The organism is Rhodococcus sp. T2V (assembly GCF_029269925.1).
Taxonomy (GTDB): Bacteria; Actinomycetota; Actinomycetes; order Mycobacteriales; family Mycobacteriaceae; genus Rhodococcus_F; species Rhodococcus_F koreensis.
Map to the genome: position 1 here is coordinate 1 of NZ_JARJBD010000101.1, position 18,219 is coordinate 18,219.

17 protein-coding genes are annotated in these 18,219 nt (G+C 66.3%); 13 read left to right on the plus strand and 4 right to left on the minus strand.

Features of this window, described 5'->3' with window-relative positions; genetic code table 11:
• Positions 1–63: 63 nt before the first annotated feature.
• The 10 genes from P3H15_RS44765 to P3H15_RS44810 are packed head-to-tail and all read left to right on the plus strand — an operon-like array spanning position 64 to position 9,750.
• Positions 64–567, plus strand: coding sequence for a general stress protein (locus P3H15_RS44765; RefSeq protein ID WP_276143192.1), 504 nt, complete (start codon positions 64–66; stop codon positions 565–567).
• 3 nt (positions 568–570) lie between these two features.
• Positions 571–2,454 carry a molecular chaperone DnaK gene (dnaK, locus tag P3H15_RS44770; protein ID WP_276143194.1) on the plus strand — a complete coding sequence of 628 codons (1,884 nt, stop codon included), beginning with the start codon at positions 571–573 and terminating at the stop codon, positions 2,452–2,454.
• A gap of 8 nt (positions 2,455–2,462) precedes the next feature.
• Entirely contained in the window at positions 2,463–2,987 is a 525-nt protein-coding gene (locus P3H15_RS44775) for a nucleotide exchange factor GrpE (protein WP_276143195.1), read from the plus strand.
• Positions 2,988–2,993: 6 nt separating this feature from the next.
• Positions 2,994–3,926 (plus strand): J domain-containing protein, encoded by a 933-nt coding sequence (locus P3H15_RS44780; protein WP_276143196.1) that lies wholly within the window; start codon positions 2,994–2,996, stop codon positions 3,924–3,926.
• The gene (locus P3H15_RS44785; RefSeq protein WP_221743002.1) at positions 3,923–4,252 is read left to right on the plus strand and encodes a chaperone modulator CbpM; all 330 of its coding nucleotides are present in this window, start codon (positions 3,923–3,925) and stop codon (positions 4,250–4,252) included. The genes P3H15_RS44780 and P3H15_RS44785 overlap by 4 nt, the downstream gene beginning before the upstream one ends.
• Positions 4,234–6,867: an ATP-dependent chaperone ClpB gene (clpB, locus tag P3H15_RS44790; RefSeq protein WP_276143197.1), complete on the plus strand. Its 2,634-nt coding sequence runs from the start codon at positions 4,234–4,236 to the stop codon at positions 6,865–6,867. The genes P3H15_RS44785 and clpB overlap by 19 nt, the downstream gene beginning before the upstream one ends.
• Before the next feature lie 14 nt (positions 6,868–6,881).
• Positions 6,882–7,334, plus strand: a complete 453-nt coding sequence (trxA, locus tag P3H15_RS44795; protein WP_276143198.1) for a thioredoxin — start codon at positions 6,882–6,884, stop codon at positions 7,332–7,334.
• Entirely contained in the window at positions 7,331–7,597 is a 267-nt protein-coding gene (locus P3H15_RS44800; RefSeq protein WP_276143199.1) for a UBP-type zinc finger domain-containing protein, read from the plus strand. Before trxA ends, P3H15_RS44800 begins: the two co-directional genes overlap by 4 nt.
• Positions 7,575–9,296, plus strand: a complete 1,722-nt coding sequence (locus P3H15_RS44805; RefSeq protein WP_276143200.1) for an FAD-dependent oxidoreductase — start codon at positions 7,575–7,577, stop codon at positions 9,294–9,296. The genes P3H15_RS44800 and P3H15_RS44805 overlap by 23 nt, the downstream gene beginning before the upstream one ends.
• A gap of 13 nt (positions 9,297–9,309) precedes the next feature.
• A complete protein-coding gene (locus tag P3H15_RS44810) occupies positions 9,310–9,750 on the plus strand; it encodes a DUF1931 family protein (RefSeq protein WP_276143218.1) in 441 nt (146 codons plus the stop codon).
• A 723-nt stretch (positions 9,751–10,473) separates the two neighbouring features.
• Here P3H15_RS44810 and P3H15_RS44815 read toward each other — a convergent pair.
• From P3H15_RS44815 to P3H15_RS44830, 4 genes are read right to left on the minus strand one after another with little or no spacing between them, the layout of a single operon-like run.
• The gene (locus P3H15_RS44815; protein ID WP_276143201.1) at positions 10,474–11,451 is read right to left on the minus strand and encodes a PDR/VanB family oxidoreductase; all 978 of its coding nucleotides are present in this window, start codon (positions 11,449–11,451) and stop codon (positions 10,474–10,476) included.
• Between the two features lie 2 nt (positions 11,452–11,453).
• Complete coding sequence (locus P3H15_RS44820) at positions 11,454–11,960, minus strand: hypothetical protein (RefSeq protein ID WP_276143202.1); 507 nt, start codon at positions 11,958–11,960, stop codon at positions 11,454–11,456.
• Complete coding sequence (locus P3H15_RS44825) at positions 11,957–13,144, minus strand: zinc-binding dehydrogenase (RefSeq protein WP_276143203.1); 1,188 nt, start codon at positions 13,142–13,144, stop codon at positions 11,957–11,959. Before P3H15_RS44825 ends, P3H15_RS44820 begins: the two co-directional genes overlap by 4 nt.
• Before the next feature lie 31 nt (positions 13,145–13,175).
• Positions 13,176–14,459 (minus strand): aromatic ring-hydroxylating dioxygenase subunit alpha, encoded by a 1,284-nt coding sequence (locus tag P3H15_RS44830; RefSeq protein WP_276143204.1) that lies wholly within the window; start codon positions 14,457–14,459, stop codon positions 13,176–13,178.
• Positions 14,460–14,852: 393 nt separating this feature from the next.
• Between P3H15_RS44830 and P3H15_RS44835 the strand changes: the two genes are divergently transcribed.
• The 3 genes from P3H15_RS44835 to P3H15_RS44845 all read left to right on the plus strand — a co-directional run bounded on the left by P3H15_RS44835 (position 14,853) and on the right by P3H15_RS44845 (position 18,025).
• Positions 14,853–15,692, plus strand: coding sequence for an IclR family transcriptional regulator C-terminal domain-containing protein (locus P3H15_RS44835; RefSeq protein ID WP_276143205.1), 840 nt, complete (start codon positions 14,853–14,855; stop codon positions 15,690–15,692).
• A 297-nt stretch (positions 15,693–15,989) separates the two neighbouring features.
• The gene (locus P3H15_RS44840; protein WP_276143206.1) at positions 15,990–17,234 is read left to right on the plus strand and encodes a nitrate/nitrite transporter; all 1,245 of its coding nucleotides are present in this window, start codon (positions 15,990–15,992) and stop codon (positions 17,232–17,234) included.
• The gene (locus P3H15_RS44845) at positions 17,231–18,025 is read left to right on the plus strand and encodes an IclR family transcriptional regulator C-terminal domain-containing protein (protein WP_276143207.1); all 795 of its coding nucleotides are present in this window, start codon (positions 17,231–17,233) and stop codon (positions 18,023–18,025) included. Before P3H15_RS44840 ends, P3H15_RS44845 begins: the two co-directional genes overlap by 4 nt.
• The last annotated feature ends 194 nt before the right edge of the window (positions 18,026–18,219 follow it).

Sequence of the window (18,219 nt, forward strand, 5' to 3'; positions counted from 1 at the left end):
AGCATTCTCCCACACCGCCAACCCCCACCGCCTCGATAAATCAGCGGGCTCCTAGGGGGCGTGATGTCAGAGTCCAGTGGCGGAACCTCCGCGGTACGTCCGAACCAACCGGCCCGCCAGGTAATAGCAAGGTTCGGCACCTACGCCGACGCCGAAAGCGCCGTCGACTACCTCTCCGACCAGCGTTTCGCGGTGGAGAAGGTGGCCATCGTCGGCCGTGATCTCGAGCTGGTCGAGCAGGTCGTCGGCCGGCTGAACTACGGCTGGGCCGCGTTGCGCGGCGCCGCCGCGGGCGCGTTGACGGGCGCACTGTTCGGCTGGATCTTCGGGTTACTCAACTGGGTCCAGCCGCTGCTCACGGGCCTCACGCTCGCCTTCTACGGGCTGATCTTCGGCGCCCTCATAGGTGCTCTGCTCGGCCTGCTCATGTATGCGCTGCAGGGCGGGCGGCGCGACTTCACTTCAATCCAGTCCTTACAACCACGTCACTACGAAGTCCTCGCCGACGTCGAGGTCGCGGACGAAGCCGTCCGCCTTCTCACCGGCCGGACCGATCGAAAGGAATGAGTCATGGCAACCGCGGTAGGCATCGACCTGGGCACCACCAACTCGGTCATCGCAAGCTGGCAAGGCGGCGAGCCGGTGGTGATCTCCAATGTCGAGGGAGCGCGGACGACGCCGTCGGTGGTGGCGTTCACCGAGAGCGGCGAGCGCCTGGTGGGTCAACTCGCCCGACGGCAGGCGATCCTGAACCCGAAGGGCACGATCTACTCGGCGAAACGGTTCATCGGACGTCATTTCGACGAGATCTCCGAGGAGGCCAAAGCGGTCAGCTTCGACGTCGTAGCGGGTGACAACGGTGAGGCGCGATTCGACGTGCGGGGCAAGAAGTATGCGCCGGAGGAGATCAGTGCCCTCGTGCTGCGCAAGCTCGTCGACGACGCCAGCAAGTTCCTCGGGGAGAAGGTCAAGGAAGCGGTCATCACCGTTCCGGCCTATTTCAACGACGCGCAGCGCAACGCCACCAAGGACGCCGGCCGGATCGCGGGCCTCGAGGTTTTGCGGATCATCAACGAGCCGACCGCGGCGGCACTGGCGTACGGCATGGACAAGCAGACCCACGAGACCGTACTGGTCTTCGACCTGGGCGGCGGCACCTTCGATGTGAGCCTGCTCGACGTCGGCGAGGGCGTGGTCGAGGTTCGTTCCACGGCCGGCGACTCCCACCTCGGCGGCGACGACTTCGACCGACGTCTGGTGGACTACCTCGCCGACGAATTCCAGCGTGCGGAGAACATCGATCTGCGCAAGGATGCGCAGGCGTTGCAGCGCCTCTTCGAGGCCGCGGAGAAAGCCAAGGTCGAGTTGTCCTCGGTGACGCAGGCGCAGGTCAACTTGCCCTTCGTCACTGCTGACGCGAACGGTCCCAAGCACCTCACCACCACGATCATGCGATCGAAGTTCGAGGATCTGACGGCGGATCTGGTGGAACGCTGCCTCGGCCCGGTGAAGCAGGCGATGAGTGACGCCAAGGTCACCGCCAACGATATCGACGAGGTGATCCTGGTCGGTGGTTCGACACGGATTCCGGCGGTGCAGGCGCTGGTTCGCCGGCTCACCGGCGGCAAGGATCCCAACATGAGCGTCAACCCGGATGAGGTCGTCGCGCTCGGTGCCGCCGTCCAGGCGGGCGTGCTCAAGGGTGAGGTTTCCGATGTGCTGTTGCTCGATGTCACCCCGCTGTCCCTCGGCGTCGAGACGCAGGGCGGGGTGATGACCAAGATCATCGAGCGCAACACGACGATCCCGGCCCGGCGCAGTGAAGTGTTCTCCACCGCGGAGGACAATCAGTCCGCCGTGGACGTCGTGGTCCTGCAGGGCGAACGCGAACGGGCCGCCGACAACCGGGTGCTCGGTCGGTTCCGGCTCGAAGACATCCGCCCCGCGCCACGTGGTGAGGCCCAGGTCGAAGTCACGTTCGATATCGACGCCAACGGCATCCTCAACGTCACCGCTCGGGATAAGGACACCGGCAAGGAGCAGAGCATCACGATCAGTGAGCAGGGCAATCTGGATCAGGGTGAGGTCGAGCGGATGCTCGCGGAGGCCGAACGGAACCGGGGTGAGGACGAGGCGCTGCGCAAGGCGGTCGACGCGCGTAACGAGCTCGATTCGGTTGCCTATCAGGTGGAACGGCGACTGGCCGAACTCGGTGAGAGTGCGCCACCGCACGACAAGGCGCGCGCCGAGATGCTGATCGCCGACGCCAGGAAAGCTGTGAAGGACGGTGCTTCACCCGCGGAGGTACAGCCACTGACCTCGGAGCTGCAGCAGCTGCTCTATGGGCTCGCCCCGGTCCAGGCCGGCGGCGGCGACGGACACCAGGCTGGCGGTGGAGACGCTGCGTCGTCGGATGACGACGACGTGATCGACGCCGAATTCGATCGAAGCTGAGGCACACGATGGAAAGGTCTGCAGATCATTCGACGACCGAGCCGGCTACCGACGGTACCGACAGGGATCAGACCGAGACGGCGCCTGATCGCACCGACACGGGGGCCGAGCTCGCTCAACTCGAGGACCGCTGGCGCAGGGCCCTCGCAGATCTGGACAACCTGCGCAAGCGGTATGCCAAGGATCTGGACCGTGAACGCGCCGCGGAGGTGGCGAAGGTTTCGGCGGCGTGGCTGCCGGTGCTGGACAATTTGGAGCTTGCGCTGGCCCATGCGGGCAGCGATCCTCAGGCCGTCGTCGAGGGCGTGAAGGCGATCCGGGATCAGGCGGTGCAGGTGCTGTCACGGCTCGGCTTCGAGCGCCACGACGAGGTCGGTGTGCCGTTCTCCCCGGAGCTCCACGAAGTGGTCAGCGTGGTGGCCCAACCCGACCTTCCCTCCGGGACCGTGATCGAGGTCTTGCGCCCGGGCTACGGAGAGGACGGGCGGCAATTGCGTCCCGCCGCGGTGGTCGTCAGTCGACCCGAGGGGTGAGCACCGATGGCGCGTGACTACTACGAAGCGCTCGGGGTCCCCCGCGGCGCCAGCACCGACGAAATCCAGCAGGCGTACCGCAAGCTGGCCCGCAAGTATCACCCCGACGTGAACAAGGACCCCACTGCGGAGGACAAGTTCAAGGAGGCCAACGAGGCCTACCAGGTGTTGTCCGACCCGGACACCCGCAAACGCTACGACCGATTCGGTGACGACTTCCGGCGGGTGCCCGAGGACTACGACGAACGGGTCCGGGCCGGCGCAGGCGGGTACGGCGGCGGGGGGTACGGCGGCGGGGGCGGGGCCGGCGGCAGAAGGGTGCACTTCGGTCAAGGTTTCGGTGGCGAGGGCGGCGTCGACTTCGAGGACCTCTTCGGGCAGATGTTCGGCGGCGGTGGCGGGTACGGGCCGATACCCGGTGCCGATCAGGAAGCGGAACTGGAACTGACCCTGGAAGAGGCGTATCGGGGCGGCAAACGCACTCTCAGACTGGACGGACGGCAGTACGACGTCGACATTCCGGCCGGTGTCCTGGACGGCCAGCGCATCCGGCTGGCCGGGCAAGGCGGGCGGGGCAACGGTGACGCGCCGCCCGGGGATCTGTACCTCGTGGTGCGGATCAAACCGCATTCCCGGTTCCGGGTGCAGGGCCGGGACATCTACGTCGACCTGCCCGTATCGCCCTGGGAGGCGGTCCTCGGGTCCACCGTCGTCGTTCCCACCCCAGGGGGTGAGGCGAAAGTCAAAGTGGTACCGGGCTCGTCGACGGGAAGGAAGCTGCGCCTGCGCGGAGAAGGCATGCCCAATCCGCGGGGCGCCAACGGCAACCTCTACGCCGAAATCAAGGTGATGGTGCCGGCGAAACCGACAGCACGCGAACGCGAGCTGTTCGAGCAGTTGGCCGCCGAATCGAACTTCGATCCGAGGAAACAGACATGAGCACCCCCACCCCGGTCACCGGGTACGTATTGGTTCGCCGTACCGGATTGTCGCCAGATGCCTTCGCCGAACGTACCGGGCTGCACCCCGACCTGGCACGAAAACTTGTGGCCCTCGGCCTGCTCGACGCCCACCGCGACGCCGGCGGCGAAATGTCGTTCGAACCATCCGAAGTGGCCCACGCCGCCCGCATCCAACGGCTGCGGACCGGTCTGGGCCTGAACTACTCGGCAATCGGGCTCGTGCTCGATCTGCTGGATCGAATCGAGAAACTCGAAGCAGCTTCCCGCAGAAGGAGGACACCCCCATGGACACCGGCAGCCTGACTGAAAAGTCACGAGAAGCCCTGCAGGAAGCCCAGAACGTAGCGACCAGAATGGGTCACACCGAGGTCGACGGAGAGCACCTGCTGCTCGCGTTGGTCGATCAGCAGGACGGGCTGGTACCCCGACTGCTCGAGCAGGCCGGCGCGAACGTCGACGCCCTGCGATCCGATCTGGAACGTGAACTCTCGCGCAGGCCGAAGGTCAGCGGCCCCGGCGCGACGCCCGGTCAGGTGATGATCACCCAACGCCTGGCCAAGCTGCTCGACGCCGCGGAACGGGAGGCGAAGCGACTCAAGGATTCCTACGTGTCGGTGGAGCATCTCGTGATGGCCCTCTCCGAGGAGGGATCGGCCAGTGCGGCCGGACGGGTCCTCGCCAGTCATGGGGTCACACGAGAGGCCTTCCTCACCGCCTTGACCACAGTGCGCGGCAATCAGCGCGTCACCTCGGCCACCCCGGAGGGTGCGTACGAGGCGCTCGAGAAGTACGGACGCGACCTCGTCTCCGAGGCTCGGGCAGGCAAACTCGATCCGGTCATCGGCCGCGATGCCGAGATCCGCAGGGTAACGCAGATCCTGAGCCGGAAGACGAAGAACAATCCGGTGCTGATCGGCGACCCCGGCGTCGGCAAGACCGCGATCGTCGAGGGCCTCGCCCAGCGGATCGTCCGCGGCGACGTGCCCGAGGGCCTACGCGACAAGACGATCTTCTCGCTCGACATGGGTTCTTTGGTGGCCGGCGCGAAGTACCGCGGCGAGTTCGAGGAGCGACTGCAGGCGGTACTGTCCGAGGTGAAGGCGGCCGAGGGGCGCATCCTGCTGTTCGTCGACGAGTTACACACAGTGGTCGGCGCGGGATCGGTCGGCGGCGAGGGGTCTCTCGACGCCGGCAACATGCTCAAGCCGATGCTCGCCCGCGGCGAACTGCACATGATCGGTGCCACCACCCTCGACGAGTATCGCAAGCACATCGAATCCGATGCGGCACTGGAGCGTCGCTTCCAGACCGTTCTCGTCGACGAGCCCGGCATCGAGGATGCGATCTCGATTCTGCGCGGACTGCGCGAACGCCTCGAGGTTTTTCACGGCGTGAAGATTCAGGACGGCGCCCTGGTGGCCGCCGTGACCCTCTCGCACCGGTACATCACCGACCGCTTCCTGCCGGACAAGGCGATCGATCTGGTAGATGAGGCGTGTGCGCGGCTACGCACCGAAATCGATTCGATGCCCGCCGAACTCGACGAGCTCACCCGGAAGGTGACCCGCCTGGAGATCGAGGAGGCCGCGCTGTCCAAGGAAACGGACGCGGCCAGCAAGGCGCGTCTCGACGAGCTGCGCAAGGAGCTGGCCGATCTGCGGGCCGAGGCCGACGCCCGGCACGCGCAGTGGGAGGCGGAGCGGCAGGCGATCCGGCGGGTGCAGGAACTGCGCGGAGAGCTGGAACGGTTGCGCCACGAGGCCGAGGAGGCGGAGCGCAACTACGACCTCAATCGGGCCGCCGAGCTGCGCTACGGCGAGATCACCGAGCTCGAACGCAGGCTCGAGGCGGCGGAGGATCAACTGGCCACCCGGCAGGGCCGGAATCCGTTGCTGCGTGAGGTGGTCACCGAAGACGAGATCGCCGAGATCGTGGCCGCATGGACGGGTATCCCGGTGGCCCGGTTGCAGGAAGGCGAGCGGGAGAAGCTGTTGAAGCTCGACGAGATTCTGCACGAGAGGGTCGTCGGTCAGGACGAGGCAGTGCAACTGGTCGCAGACGCGGTGATCCGGGCGAGGTCCGGTATCCGTGATCCGCGCCGGCCGATCGGTTCGTTCATCTTCCTGGGCCCGACGGGTGTGGGAAAGACCGAGCTCGCAAAGACGCTGGCCAGTGCCCTCTTCGACAGCGAAGACAACATGGTGCGCCTGGACATGAGCGAGTACCAGGAGCGGCACACGGTGAGCAGACTCATCGGTGCGCCCCCCGGGTACGTCGGCTACGACGAGGGTGGCCAGCTCACCGAGGCGGTGCGCCGCAAGCCGTACTCGGTGGTGCTCTTCGACGAGATCGAGAAGGCCCACGCCGACGTCTTCAATACCCTGCTGCAGGTGCTCGATGACGGCCGGATCACCGATTCGCAAGGCAGGCAGGTCGATTTCCGGAACACGGTGATCATCATGACCTCCAACATCGGATCCCAGCATCTGCTCGACGGAGTCACAGCCGACGGCGAGATCAAGCCGGACGCCCGGGAGCGGGTGCTGGCGGAACTGCGCGGGCACTTCCGTCCCGAGTTCCTCAACCGGGTCGACGACATCGTGTTGTTCACCCCGCTCACGCTGCCCCAGATCGAGCACATCGTCGAGCTGCAGCTCACCGATCTTCGGAACAGGTTGTTGGAGCGGCAGATACACCTGGATATCACGCCGGAAGCACGCCGGCTCATCGCCGAACACGGTTTCGACCCGGTCTACGGTGCGCGGCCGCTGCGGCGGTACATCGCCCACGAGGTCGAGACCAAGATCGGTCGTGCGCTGTTGCGCGGGGAGATCGAGCCGGGTGGCACCATCGGTGTCACGGTGGACGGCGGCGAGCTCGCCGTCGCGTATGCCGAACCCGCCGTCGCGGCGGCCTGAAAAGAGGTGTCGTCATGAGATCCGACACGGTGAAGTGCCCGAACTGCGGCAAGGTCAACAAGGTGCCGGCGGCCGGGGACGGAAGACCGCGCTGCGGGAACTGCCACGAACCGCTGCCCTGGATTGCCTCGGCCGGGGACGGCGACTTCGCGGAGGTCGCCGAGAAGTCCTCGGTGCCTGTGCTCGTCGATCTCTGGGCGACGTGGTGCGGGCCGTGCCGCATGGTCAGCCCGGCGCTCGAGCAGCTCGCCAGGGAACGCGCGGGTCAGATCAAGCTGGTCAAGGTCGACGTGGATGCTGCGCCCCGGACGGCCGAACGGTTCACCGTCCGCGCCGTACCGACGCTGCTGGTGATGGACCGGGGTGAGGTCCTCGCTCGTCAGGCGGGCGCCGCTCCGGTACCCCAGCTGCGCACGTGGCTCGATCAGGCGCTCTCGGAAAATGCAGGCAATGAGGCGAAGCCATGACTTCTGTCCATGCCGACCCACACGTGACCGCGATCCGGCCCGTGGCGCCCCGGACTCCGCAGGGTTGCGAGGAATGTCTTCGCCTCGGAACCCCGTGGGTGCATCTGAGGCTGTGCCTGACGTGCGGACACGTCGGTTGCTGCGACTCCTCGCCGGGTAAGCACGCGAGCGCGCACGCCCACAGCATCGGCCATCCGATCGTCCAGTCGATGGAACCCGGTGAGGATTGGCGGTGGTGTTATGTCGACCAGAACTTCGTCTGAGGACCGCGTTCCCGCCCGCGACATTCCGCCGGTCGACGACGAGACTCCGGACGAGGAAGGTGCTTTCCCACGGCTGACGGACGACCAGGTCGCGACGCTCGAGGTCGGCGGCACGCGTCGATCGGTTCACACCGGCGAGGTGCTGATCCGAGAGGGCGCGCCCAGCAACGACTTCTTCGTCATCCTCTCCGGCAAGGTCGCGGTCATCGACGAGGGCGCCGTGGACGGCGAACGCCGGATACTGCGCGTGCACGGCCCGGGCCGCTTCCTGGGCGAGCTCGGACTGCTGGAAGGCCAGGTGGCGTTCTTCACCGCCGAGGTGATCGAGGACGGCGAGATGCTCGTCGTCCCGGCCGAGCGGGTGCGCGCGCTGGTGGCCCACGATCTTGTGCTCAGCGATCTGATCCTGCGCGCCTACCTGGTGCGCCGGCACCTGCTGATCGGGCTCGGTTCGGGGTTCCGGATCATCGGCTCCTGCTATTCCCCGGATACGTTGCGGCTTCGGGAGTTCGCCATGCGAAACCGATTGCCCCACCGGTGGATCGATCTGGAGCGGGACGAACGGGCGGAGCAGCTGCTGCGCAGCCTGGACGTCGCCCCCGAGGACACTCCCGTCGTGATCTGGCACGGCGAGAAGGTGCTGCGCAATCCGACGAATGCGGAACTAGCCCGCATCGTCGGGCTTCCGGTCCCGGTCCCGGGCGCGGCCCAGGACGTGTGCGACCTCGTCGTGGTGGGTGCGGGACCGGCCGGTCTGGCCGCGTCCGTGTACGGCTCCTCGGACGGGTTGAACACGGTGACACTGGAGTCGATCGCCGCGGGCGGCCAGGCCAGTACCTCCTCCCGGATCGAGAACTATCTGGGCTTCCCGGCGGGGGTCTCCGGTTCCGAATTGGCCGAGCGCGCGGTGATCCAGGCCGGGAAGTTCGGCGCCCGGATCCTGGTGTCGGCGGAGGTGACCGGTTTGGGATCCGAGGCCGGGAACCATGTGCTCCGGCTGACCGGCGGCGGCGCGGTCCGCGGCCGGGCCCTCGTGCTCGCCACCGGGGCGCGATATCGCAAGTTGACGGTTCCGGGGATCGAGGCACTGGAGGGGACGAGCGTGTACTACGCCGCAACCCATCAGGAAGCGCGGATGTGCGGCACCGACCCGGTGGCTATCGTCGGCGGCGGAAACTCCGCCGGACAGGCCACCGTCTTCCTCGCCGACCATGTCTCCCACGTTCACCTGCTCATCCGCGGCGACGACCTCGGAAAGAGCATGTCCCGATACCTGGTCGACCAGATCGAGCGCCATCCGCGCGTCACCGTGCACCGGAATACCGAGGTTCGTACGGTCCACGGTGAGAAGTACCTCGAAGAAATTGTGGTCGAGGACAATCGCACGGGGGAACAGGACACGATCGGGGTGCACGCCCTGTTCGTCTTCATCGGGGCGATGCCGCACACCGGGTGGCTGGCCGACGCGATCGCACTCGACGACCACGGCTTCGTACTCACGGGCCTGGACGCGGTCCGCGCCCGGGGAGACGGCGACCGGCGGATCGGCGCCGGGTTGTCGAGGACGCTCGAAACCAGCCGGCCCGGCCTGTTCGCGGCGGGCGACGTCCGCAGCGGCTCGGTGAAACGGGTCGCATCCGCTGTCGGTGAAGGAGCGATGGCGGTTCGCCAAATCCATGAATATTTCGAGAGGAGCTGACGACATGCCAGTGATGGGCACCGTGAAATTCCAGCGGTTCTTCCGGACAGCGGCAGGACTGCAGGTCGACCGGAACGACCTCAAGCGCTATACGGATTTCATCGACGACAAGATCTACGACCTGATCCTCATCGGCAAGGCCTCGGCCAAGGCCAACCTGCGGGACGTGATCGAACCGTGGGACCTGCCGATCACCAAGGGGCTGCAGGAGAGCATCCACCGGTTCGAAAAATTGGACGAGGAGATCGAACTTCAACCTCTGCTCGATCAACTGACGGCCCGCCCGCCCTTGGACGTCGCCCTCTCCGAGGAGATTGAGCAGCGGCTACCGCTGATCGCCGGAGGCTTGAGCGTGGCGCTGGCGCATACCTTCGTCACGGTCGAGCCGGACCGTAAGAACCCCGGGACCGCCGAATGGAACGTCGCCTTCGACATCTTCCATCTACTGCTCTGACCCCGGGACCCTACGTCCCGGCAAACCAGAGGGTTGCCGGGACGCGAGGAATTCGTCCGGAGTCACGTATTACCGGTTGTCGCCCACCACACCGTGTGATCGTACGGTTGAGATTTCCATGGATGATCGGGCATCTGCGGCCGCCGGCGCTGTCTGTCCCTGCTCGTTCTGGACGTTTCTGGTCATGGTTGAGGCGTCCTTCCGGGGGCGTGTCAAACGCCGCGAGTGTCCTGAGTCGTTAATTCATTGTCATCTTGGTAGCAGAATGTGGACACCGATGGGGCGACGCCGCCATCGGTGTCATGTGACCAACCCCGGACCGCGGCGTGAACATCGCGTGCCTGCAACGGAATTGGCTAATTCCTTCCCTACCGCCGCGCGCCGGCGAGGTCGGCGAGGATGCGGGCGCACTTGACGAACCCGCACGTCTTCACCGCGGTGGGTGACATGATGACCGAACACCTGCGCGACCCGCGTTTTTCCCACGCCGACGGGCCCGTGGAGACTGACCGCCTCGCCGGTGTCGAGCCACCGCGGGGCGCCACGTGTCGCAGCAACGCTGCGGGAAGCTGGCGGTTGGCGGGCGCAGTCGAAGTTTCTCGGAGGTCCCTTATTTGAACTTCGCCCGCCGCAGCCGCCCGGGCAAGTGGTGCGGTTTCCCGGCGGACGATCTCGTCCTCACGCAGGACTTGGAGGATGTGAGCGGTCGGTTCGGTTTCGATGTCAGGCGTCGAGGACCAGTTTGGCTGTGCGGGAACGTCCGACGCAGATCATCATCGTCTCGCCCTCCTCACGGTCTGCCTGAGAGAGGATCGAATCGTGATGTTCGGGAACTCCGTCGAGCACACGGGTCTCGCAGGACCCGCAGAAGCCGTCCTCGCAGGAGTACAGGATGTCCGGGTTGGCCTCGAGGACGACGTCGAGGAGCGTGCGGTCGGCGGGCACCGTCAACGTGCAGCCGGTGCGGCGGAGTTCGACGTCGAATTCGGTGGGCGACTGCCCATCCGGGGCTTCGGCGGCCGCGGCGGAGCCCGCCCCGACGGCCGGGGCGCCGAACCGCTCGAAATGAATCGCCTCGTCACCGAGCACCGGACCGCACACCGACTTCACGGCCTGCAGTAGACCTTCGGGGCCGCAGCAGTACACAGCGGTGCCGGCCGGGACGTCGGCCAGGGCGGCTGCCAGGTCGAGGTTGCCGGATTCGTCTGCGGGAGAGACGTTCACCTCGCCGAGACCGCAGAATTCCTCCACGAATGCCATCGTGGCGCGGCTGCGGCCACCGTAGAGTGCGGACCAGCTGGCGTTCTCCCGCGACAGTTGCCGTGCCATCGACAGTATCGGGGTGACCCCGATTCCTCCGGCGATCAGGAGGTAGTGGGTGGCCGGCTCGAGGGCGAAGTGGTTGCGGGGACCACGCACCGCCAGAAGGTCCCCCACCCGGACACGGTCGTGGATTTCCTTGGACCCACCGCGTCCCTCGCCTTCTTTGAGGACGGCGATCCGGTAGGCGGTTTTGTCGGTGGGGTCACCGCACAGGCTGTACTGCCGAACGGTCCCGGAGGGCAGCACGATGTCGATGTGGGCGCCGGGTTCCCATTCGCCGAGGGCGGCGCCGTCCGGGTGCTCGAGGGTCAGAGACAACACGCCATCGGATTCGAGTCGTTGTTGCCGGACCAGGAGGTGGTTGGTCTCTTGTGTCATTTTCAGATCCTTGGGGTCGAGAGAACTGGCGCGTATGTACCCGCGGTGCGGTATCCCCCCTTGAGGACATCGACGAAGGCGGTGGCGAGAGAGACCTGGGTGATGGACACCAGCATGTCGAGTTCCATCCTCAGTACTGCCATCGCTTCGGCGCCTTGCGGGCTGTCCCAGTCCTGCTGATCGACCAGGACACCGGCGAGCAGGTTGCCCGACTGGCGGGCTGCTTCGGCCATCGTGGTGGCGAAGCCGACGGGGACTTGGGGCAGCACCGAGCCGATGAGAATGACCATGTCCGATTCGGTGACCAACTCGTCGATACGGCGCATGGTGGTGGTGTCGGCGTTGATGTCGCGCACGGTTGCCTCGTTCGGTGAGTGCTCGGTGACCACCTGCACCTCGGTCAGCCCGGCCGCAGCCATCTGGTCGACGAGTCTGTGACCCGATTCCCCCAAGGGCACCAGTATAATTCGTGCCGCGTAGGACAGTCGGCGTGGTGTCATCTCGCTCATGACAACGTTCCTCGTTTCTGATCGGTCGAGCGGCGCAGTTGCGGGCGGATGACGACGTGCGGGCTCACCGGCCCCTGTCCGGTGGCCATCCGTCCCAGCATGTCGTCGACCTGATCCAGGTCGACGTCGACGGAGGGCACGCTCTCCAGGCCTGATCGCCCGTCGGCGAGGAGTTCGATGCTGCGTGTGACCGCATCGGGAGAGCGGCCGCGGACACCGACGATGGTGTTGGCGCCGCGTACCAGGGATTTGAGATCGAGTTCGCAGACCGGGGTCGAGCCCAGTCCGCCGATGACCAGCCGGCCCCGCTTGCGCAGCACGCGGGCGGCGGCGGCAACGGCCTCTCCCCCGAGCCCGACGGTGTCGAGTAGTACGTCGGCTCCCCCGCCGCCGGTTGCTCGCAAGATCAGCTCGGGGAGGCTGTGGTTGTTGTTGATCACCGGTACCGCACCGAGTGATTCGGCGATCTCGAGTCGGCCGGCCGACTCCGGCATCCCGATCACGACGATGCGGGCGGCGCCGACGGCTCGGGCCGCGGCGACCGCGGCGATGCCGTGGTAGCCGGGGCCGATGACGACGACGGTGGAGCCTTCCTCGGCGCCGCCGGTGTCGACCGTCCAGTCGAGCGCGTTGGCGAAGGGCTGCGTCCACGCCGCGAGATCCGCGTCGAGATCCGCGGGCAGGCGGTGGACGAGACTGTTCGTGCTGAGCTGCATGTATTCGGCGTTGCCGCCGTGCAGGCCGGCCCCGTCCTGCGCCGGGACCAGGCCCACTCGCCGCTTTCCCACGAACAGATCGGTGTGCGGGCACATGCGGTAGTCCCCGATACGGCACGCCGGGCAGGCCTCCCGCAGGCACGGCAGGTATTCCTCCAACGCGACACGGTCGCCGGGCCGCACGCCCCACGCGGTCGACTGGGTCTCGTCGAGGGAAACGACGGTCCCGACGACGTGATGCCCGAGAACGGTGGGTGAGTCCAGTCCGGCCCGATAGAGACTGACGTCGGTTCCGCACACCGCGGAGGACTCGACTTCGAGCCAGCCCACCGCACCGGTTGCCGCGGCGGTGTCGAGGTGGCGGACGGTCGTCGTCGCGTCAGGCATCGACACCGCCGCACGGACCAGCCTCGGCGGGCCGGCTACCGAGCGCGGCGGTGTGATGGCGATGTCGGCGCTGTTGGTCACGACGTACTCCTTGTTCTGGTTGCCTGGGTGATCAGATGGAGACGAAGTCTTCGCCCTCGACCATGCGGAGCGCGTTCTCGGCGCCCTCCTTGAACGGGGTGGCCTTCGGCAGCAGGACAGAGGTCGATCGGACGCGTTGATGTTCGGGTTTCATCCCGGGCAGGGTCTCCGCCTCGAGCTCTTCGAGCGCGGCGAGCAGTCGGCGCCGGGCCAAGATGATGCCCGCGTCCGAGGTACCGAGCCGTTCCTTCGTGCGATCGCAGATCTCGCCCATCGATTCCTGCAGTGAGAAGTCCTGCGCGGCGATGCCCTCGATGCCGGAGAACGTCTTCTTCTGCCGCTGGGCCTCGCGGTCGATCAGGTAGTCGTTGTCCTTGTTCGCCAGCGTCCGGTAGGTCCCGGGGATGTATTTGGCGTGGATGCCGTCGCCGTTGCGCATCGACGCGAGTTCGTCGTCGCGCAGTTCGCGGGTGGGGTGGTAGTTGATGCTCCACGCCCAGCACGTCTCGTCGTCGATCGGCACCCACGCGTGCCCGCCGAGCGGGTTGTGTGTGCCGAACGGTGGAATGATGGTGTACCAGGGCATGATCCACTGCGTGATCCGCCAGTAGTACTCCTCGTCGTTGGCGTTGCGGCGCGCCCCGATGACCAGACCGCCGTCGCTCTCGGCGACCTCGAACTTCGGGCGGGTGTCGGCCTTGAGGTACTTGTTGCCCTCGGTTCCCGAGTGCATCGGATCGTCGTCGAGGTTGAACCGGTGGGCGAACGAGACGTGGCTCGAGTCGATCCCGCCCTCCATCGCCTGCAGGTAATTCGTCTCCTGCAGTCGCTTCGAGACGAATCGGTGGCCCTCGCCGAGCATCGCCCACTCGAGTTCGGGCAGTTCGGGTTTTAGCTCGGGTGGACCCATGTACGTCCAGATCACCCCGCCACGCTCGACGCATGGGTAGGCCTTCTGCTTGATCCGGGACTTGAACTTCGAGTCCTCCGGCTCGGACGGCATGTCGACGCAGTTGCCCTCGACGTCGTACTTCCAGCCGTGGTAGGCGCAGCGCAGCCCGCAGTCCTCGTTGCGGCCGAAGTACAGCGACGCGGTGCGGTGACTGCAGAACTCATCGAGCAGGCCGAGCCGGCCCTGGGTGTCGCGGAATGCGATCAGTTGCTCGCCGAGCAGCTTGATCCGGACCGGAGCGCAATCCGGCTCCGGCAACTCCTCTGCCAGCAACGCCGGAATCCAGTACCGGCGAAAGAGCCGGCCCATCGGCGTATCGGGGCCCGTCTGTACCAGCAGGGTGTTTTGGTCTTGCGTCAGCATGGGAGTCCTTTCGACCTTCCGCGATCAGTTCGTCCGCATAGCGCGCAGTTGCGCGTAAATTGACCGGTGCGATTACTGTGGCATAAGCCGCTTTCGACCGTCAACCGTGGATGGCCTTACTTCCCATTTGCCGGGTCTGCCGCCCGGCCGGCGGCGGCGCTCGTCGCGTTTTCACGGCCAAACCGCGCGCGGAACTAAATGCAGTCGCCAGCCGATGCGATCGACATGCACCTGCCGCGGCGAATTGCCCGCGAAGCGAACTACACCCCGCAGGCACCCCGACTCCTTGTAGCGATGCGCGCATACGCGCGCAAAGCGAACCTCACTAGACTCGCGGTAGTAGGTTCCGCCCGGAGTCACTCAGCGAGTGCAACCACCTGCGAGAGGGAACAGATGACACGAGCCAGGGGTGCAGTCGACGGGATACCTTCGTCTGCTGCGGCAATACGGCCGGCACCGGCACGGCCGAAGGATGCGGTCCAATCACTCGAGCGCGCCATCGCGGTTCTGACCACCTTCGACCGCGAGCATCGCGCCCTCACGTTGACCGAGGTCGCGGAACGGTGCCGACTTCCCCGTTCGGCGGCGCGGCGGTTCTTGCACACGCTCGCCGATCTAGGGTTCGTCGAGGTGTCTGGCCGCAAGTTTGCACTCACGCCGCAGGTACTCGAGTTGGGTTACGCCAATCTCTCGAGGTTCACCCTGGCTGACGTGTGCCACCCGCATCTGGAAGCACTTGCGCGGAACCTGGGCACCTCCGCGTCCGTGACAGTGCTCGACGGGCCGGACGTCCGATACGTCAGCAGGGTCGATGTCGCCTCCGGCATGTCGGTCTCCCTGAGGGTGGGCAGTCGGCTACCCGCCCGTCGGACAGCAAGTGGGCAGGTGCTGCTGGCCGCCCTTCCCGAATCTGAGCTGGACCGGCATCTCGGTGTCACGGCTACCCAGAACTCCCCCCACACGGTCGCAGCGGATGAGCGCAGTCGGCTCGAACGCGAGCTGGAAACCGTCCGCCGTCAGGGTTGGGCCTTCGCCGATCAGGTCCTCGATGTCGGGGTGCAAGCCGTGGCCGTGCCACTGCGCACCCGAAGCGGCAGAAATATAGGCGCGCTCACGGTGTCGTTGTACGAAACGCACGAACCTGCACGCACCCTGGTTCCGCGGTATCTTCCTCCGCTCCTCGAAACCGCTGGCAGGATCTCCCTCGAACTGCGCGCCGGAATCGAAATCTGACCCGGCGCGCATTACCCTTCGCGCGGCGGGGGACTCGTCGCAGACGTTCGTTTCCGAGCTATCACGGGTGTCTCACTGACCTGCCCTGCATCAGCTGCGGGCGCCGGTGGGCATGCGAAGCGTGCAAGAGGCGCAAAAGGGGGCGGCGTCCATACGCGGTTCGATCCGCACCAGGTTGCGGACCAGGTTGCGTCCGCAGATAGACTTTTTAAACGCTATGCGGACGCCCGAGTGGCGATCAACACCCGCGCGCAGGTCGGTGCGCGAAGGAATAGGACTGTCGATGGAGTACCTGCTGTGACCAATCGCGACCTCCGAGGACTTCTCCCGATGTTGACTGCGGCCATGGCCATCGGGCCGTTGCTGACCTACGGAGTGAGTTCGACGAGCGCACTCGTCATCGATTCGCTCGGCATCACCGCGGCGCAGTTCGGGATGCTCGCCACGCTCACCTTCCTGACCGCCGCTGCTCTGTCCCTGGCCTTCGGTCGATTCAGCGACCGCTTCCCCGCCCGTGCCCTGCTCGTCACGGTGTTCGCGGGCGCGGCACTCTCGTTCGTTCTCGCGGCACTGTCGACGAACTACCTGTGGTTGTTGGCCGCGATGGCCCTGTCCGGGGCCGCTCAGGCCTTGTCGAACCCGGTCACCAATCGAGTGATCAGCGACGACGCTCCGCCGGCCAAGCGGTCATCCTGGGTCGGGATCAAGCAGTCGGGAGTACAGGCCAGTCAACTCGTCGCCGGGATTGGCTGCCCTACCCTGGCGCTCGCGTGGGGATGGCGGGGCGCGCTATGGATCGGTGCCGTCATTGCCCTCATCTCGGCCCTCGCGGCCTGGCGATTCTCACCGCCATCTGCCCATGCACGCCCGTCAGCGAACGCGCAGAAGTCCGCGCCACCTCCCCCCGGCGACACACATCGCCGATCGATGCCCCGGGCCGTCTGGCTGTTCGCCGCCTACGCCTTGTTCTCCGGTGCCGCCCTTCAAGCCACCAACGTCTACCTACCGCTGTTCGCGCACGACGAGATGGGATTGACCCTGACCGTCGCCGGGCTTACCGCAGCTCTTGCCGGCCTCATCGGGGTCATCTCCCGAATCGGCTGGGGCCGAGCGCTCGCCGGGAAAACCGGCCCCTTCGTCCTGCTACTGATCCTCGCGACGGGCTCCGCGGTCGGCGCGCTCGCACTGCTCGGCGCCCAGCTTCTGGGATGGCGTGCGTTGCTGTGGATCGGCGTCGGTGTCCACGGCGCGACCGCGCTGGCGGCCAACGTGGTCTTGATGGCCGGTGCGCTGCGGGTGGTGCAAACCAGCGTCGTGGGCCGCGCCTCAAGTGCCATCGCGGTCGGGATGTACCTCGGATTCGCTTGCGGTCCCGCGCTGATGGGCCTGTTGTCCGATCTCAGCGGGGGGTTCGCGATCGGCTGGTCAGTTGCGGTGAGCTTGTACACGGTGTGCATCGTCTTCAGCCTCTGGGGTATCCGCAGCCCACATGTACACACAGGGTCCGCGGCACCGCGCGAAGTCGATAGGTTGAGCCTGTGAGCGAGAACGAGGCGACCACGATGTCCCAGGAACAGAACCGTGACCACGTGCAAGCATTGGGGCGTGGGCTCGAGGTGCTCAAACTGTTCGGACGGGAACGCCGGCCCCTGTCGGTCACCGAGGTCGCGACCCTTGCCGGAATCACTCGCACTGCCGCCCGGCGTTTCGTGCTGACGTTGGAATACATGGGATACCTGTCCTACGACGGCACCGCCTACACCGTCCGGCCCGCCGTACTCGAGGTCGGCGATGCCTACATACTCAGCAGCGGCCTTCCTGACATCGTCCGGCCCTACCTCGAGCGCCTTGCCGAGCAGACGCAGGAGACGGCGTCCCTCACCGTGCTGCACCGCGACAAGATCTTCTACGTCGACCGAGTCCAGGCCGACCGGGTCCTCACGGTCGAAATCGTGGTCGGGACCAGTCTTCCCGCCTACGCCGTCGCCACCGGCCGTGTGCTCCTGTCGGACCGCTCGGACGCCGCCCTCGACGCCTATCTGGCCACCGTGGACACCCACAGTTACACCAAGGCCACGACGATCGACACCACCGAACTGCGTGCGAAGATCGTCGACGCCCGCGACAAGGGGTGGTCGCTGGCGGACCAAGAACTCACCGAAGGGGTCCGTTCGATCGCCGTGCCGGTTCGCGACGCCGAAAATCACGCGATTGCGGCCCTCAACGTCTCCGCCCAGGGGACGCGTGTCTCACTCGATCACATGCGGGGATCAATTCTCACCGCACTCCAGAAAGCAGCTACGCAGATCCACGAGGAGCTGTCGGCAATCTGAAACCTCGCCGGTAGTGCCGCCCCGCACCTCCCTCGAAACGTCGAGTGTTCCGCCCCCTCGGATCGACGGACGCGGAGCAGTGCGATTTCGGGCATTCACGGCGGCGCAGAGCGCGACCGATCAAACGCAAGATAATCTCGGCCGTTGCGTCCGCATACCGTGCAATTAGTCTACAAACGGACGCAGCCGTTGTG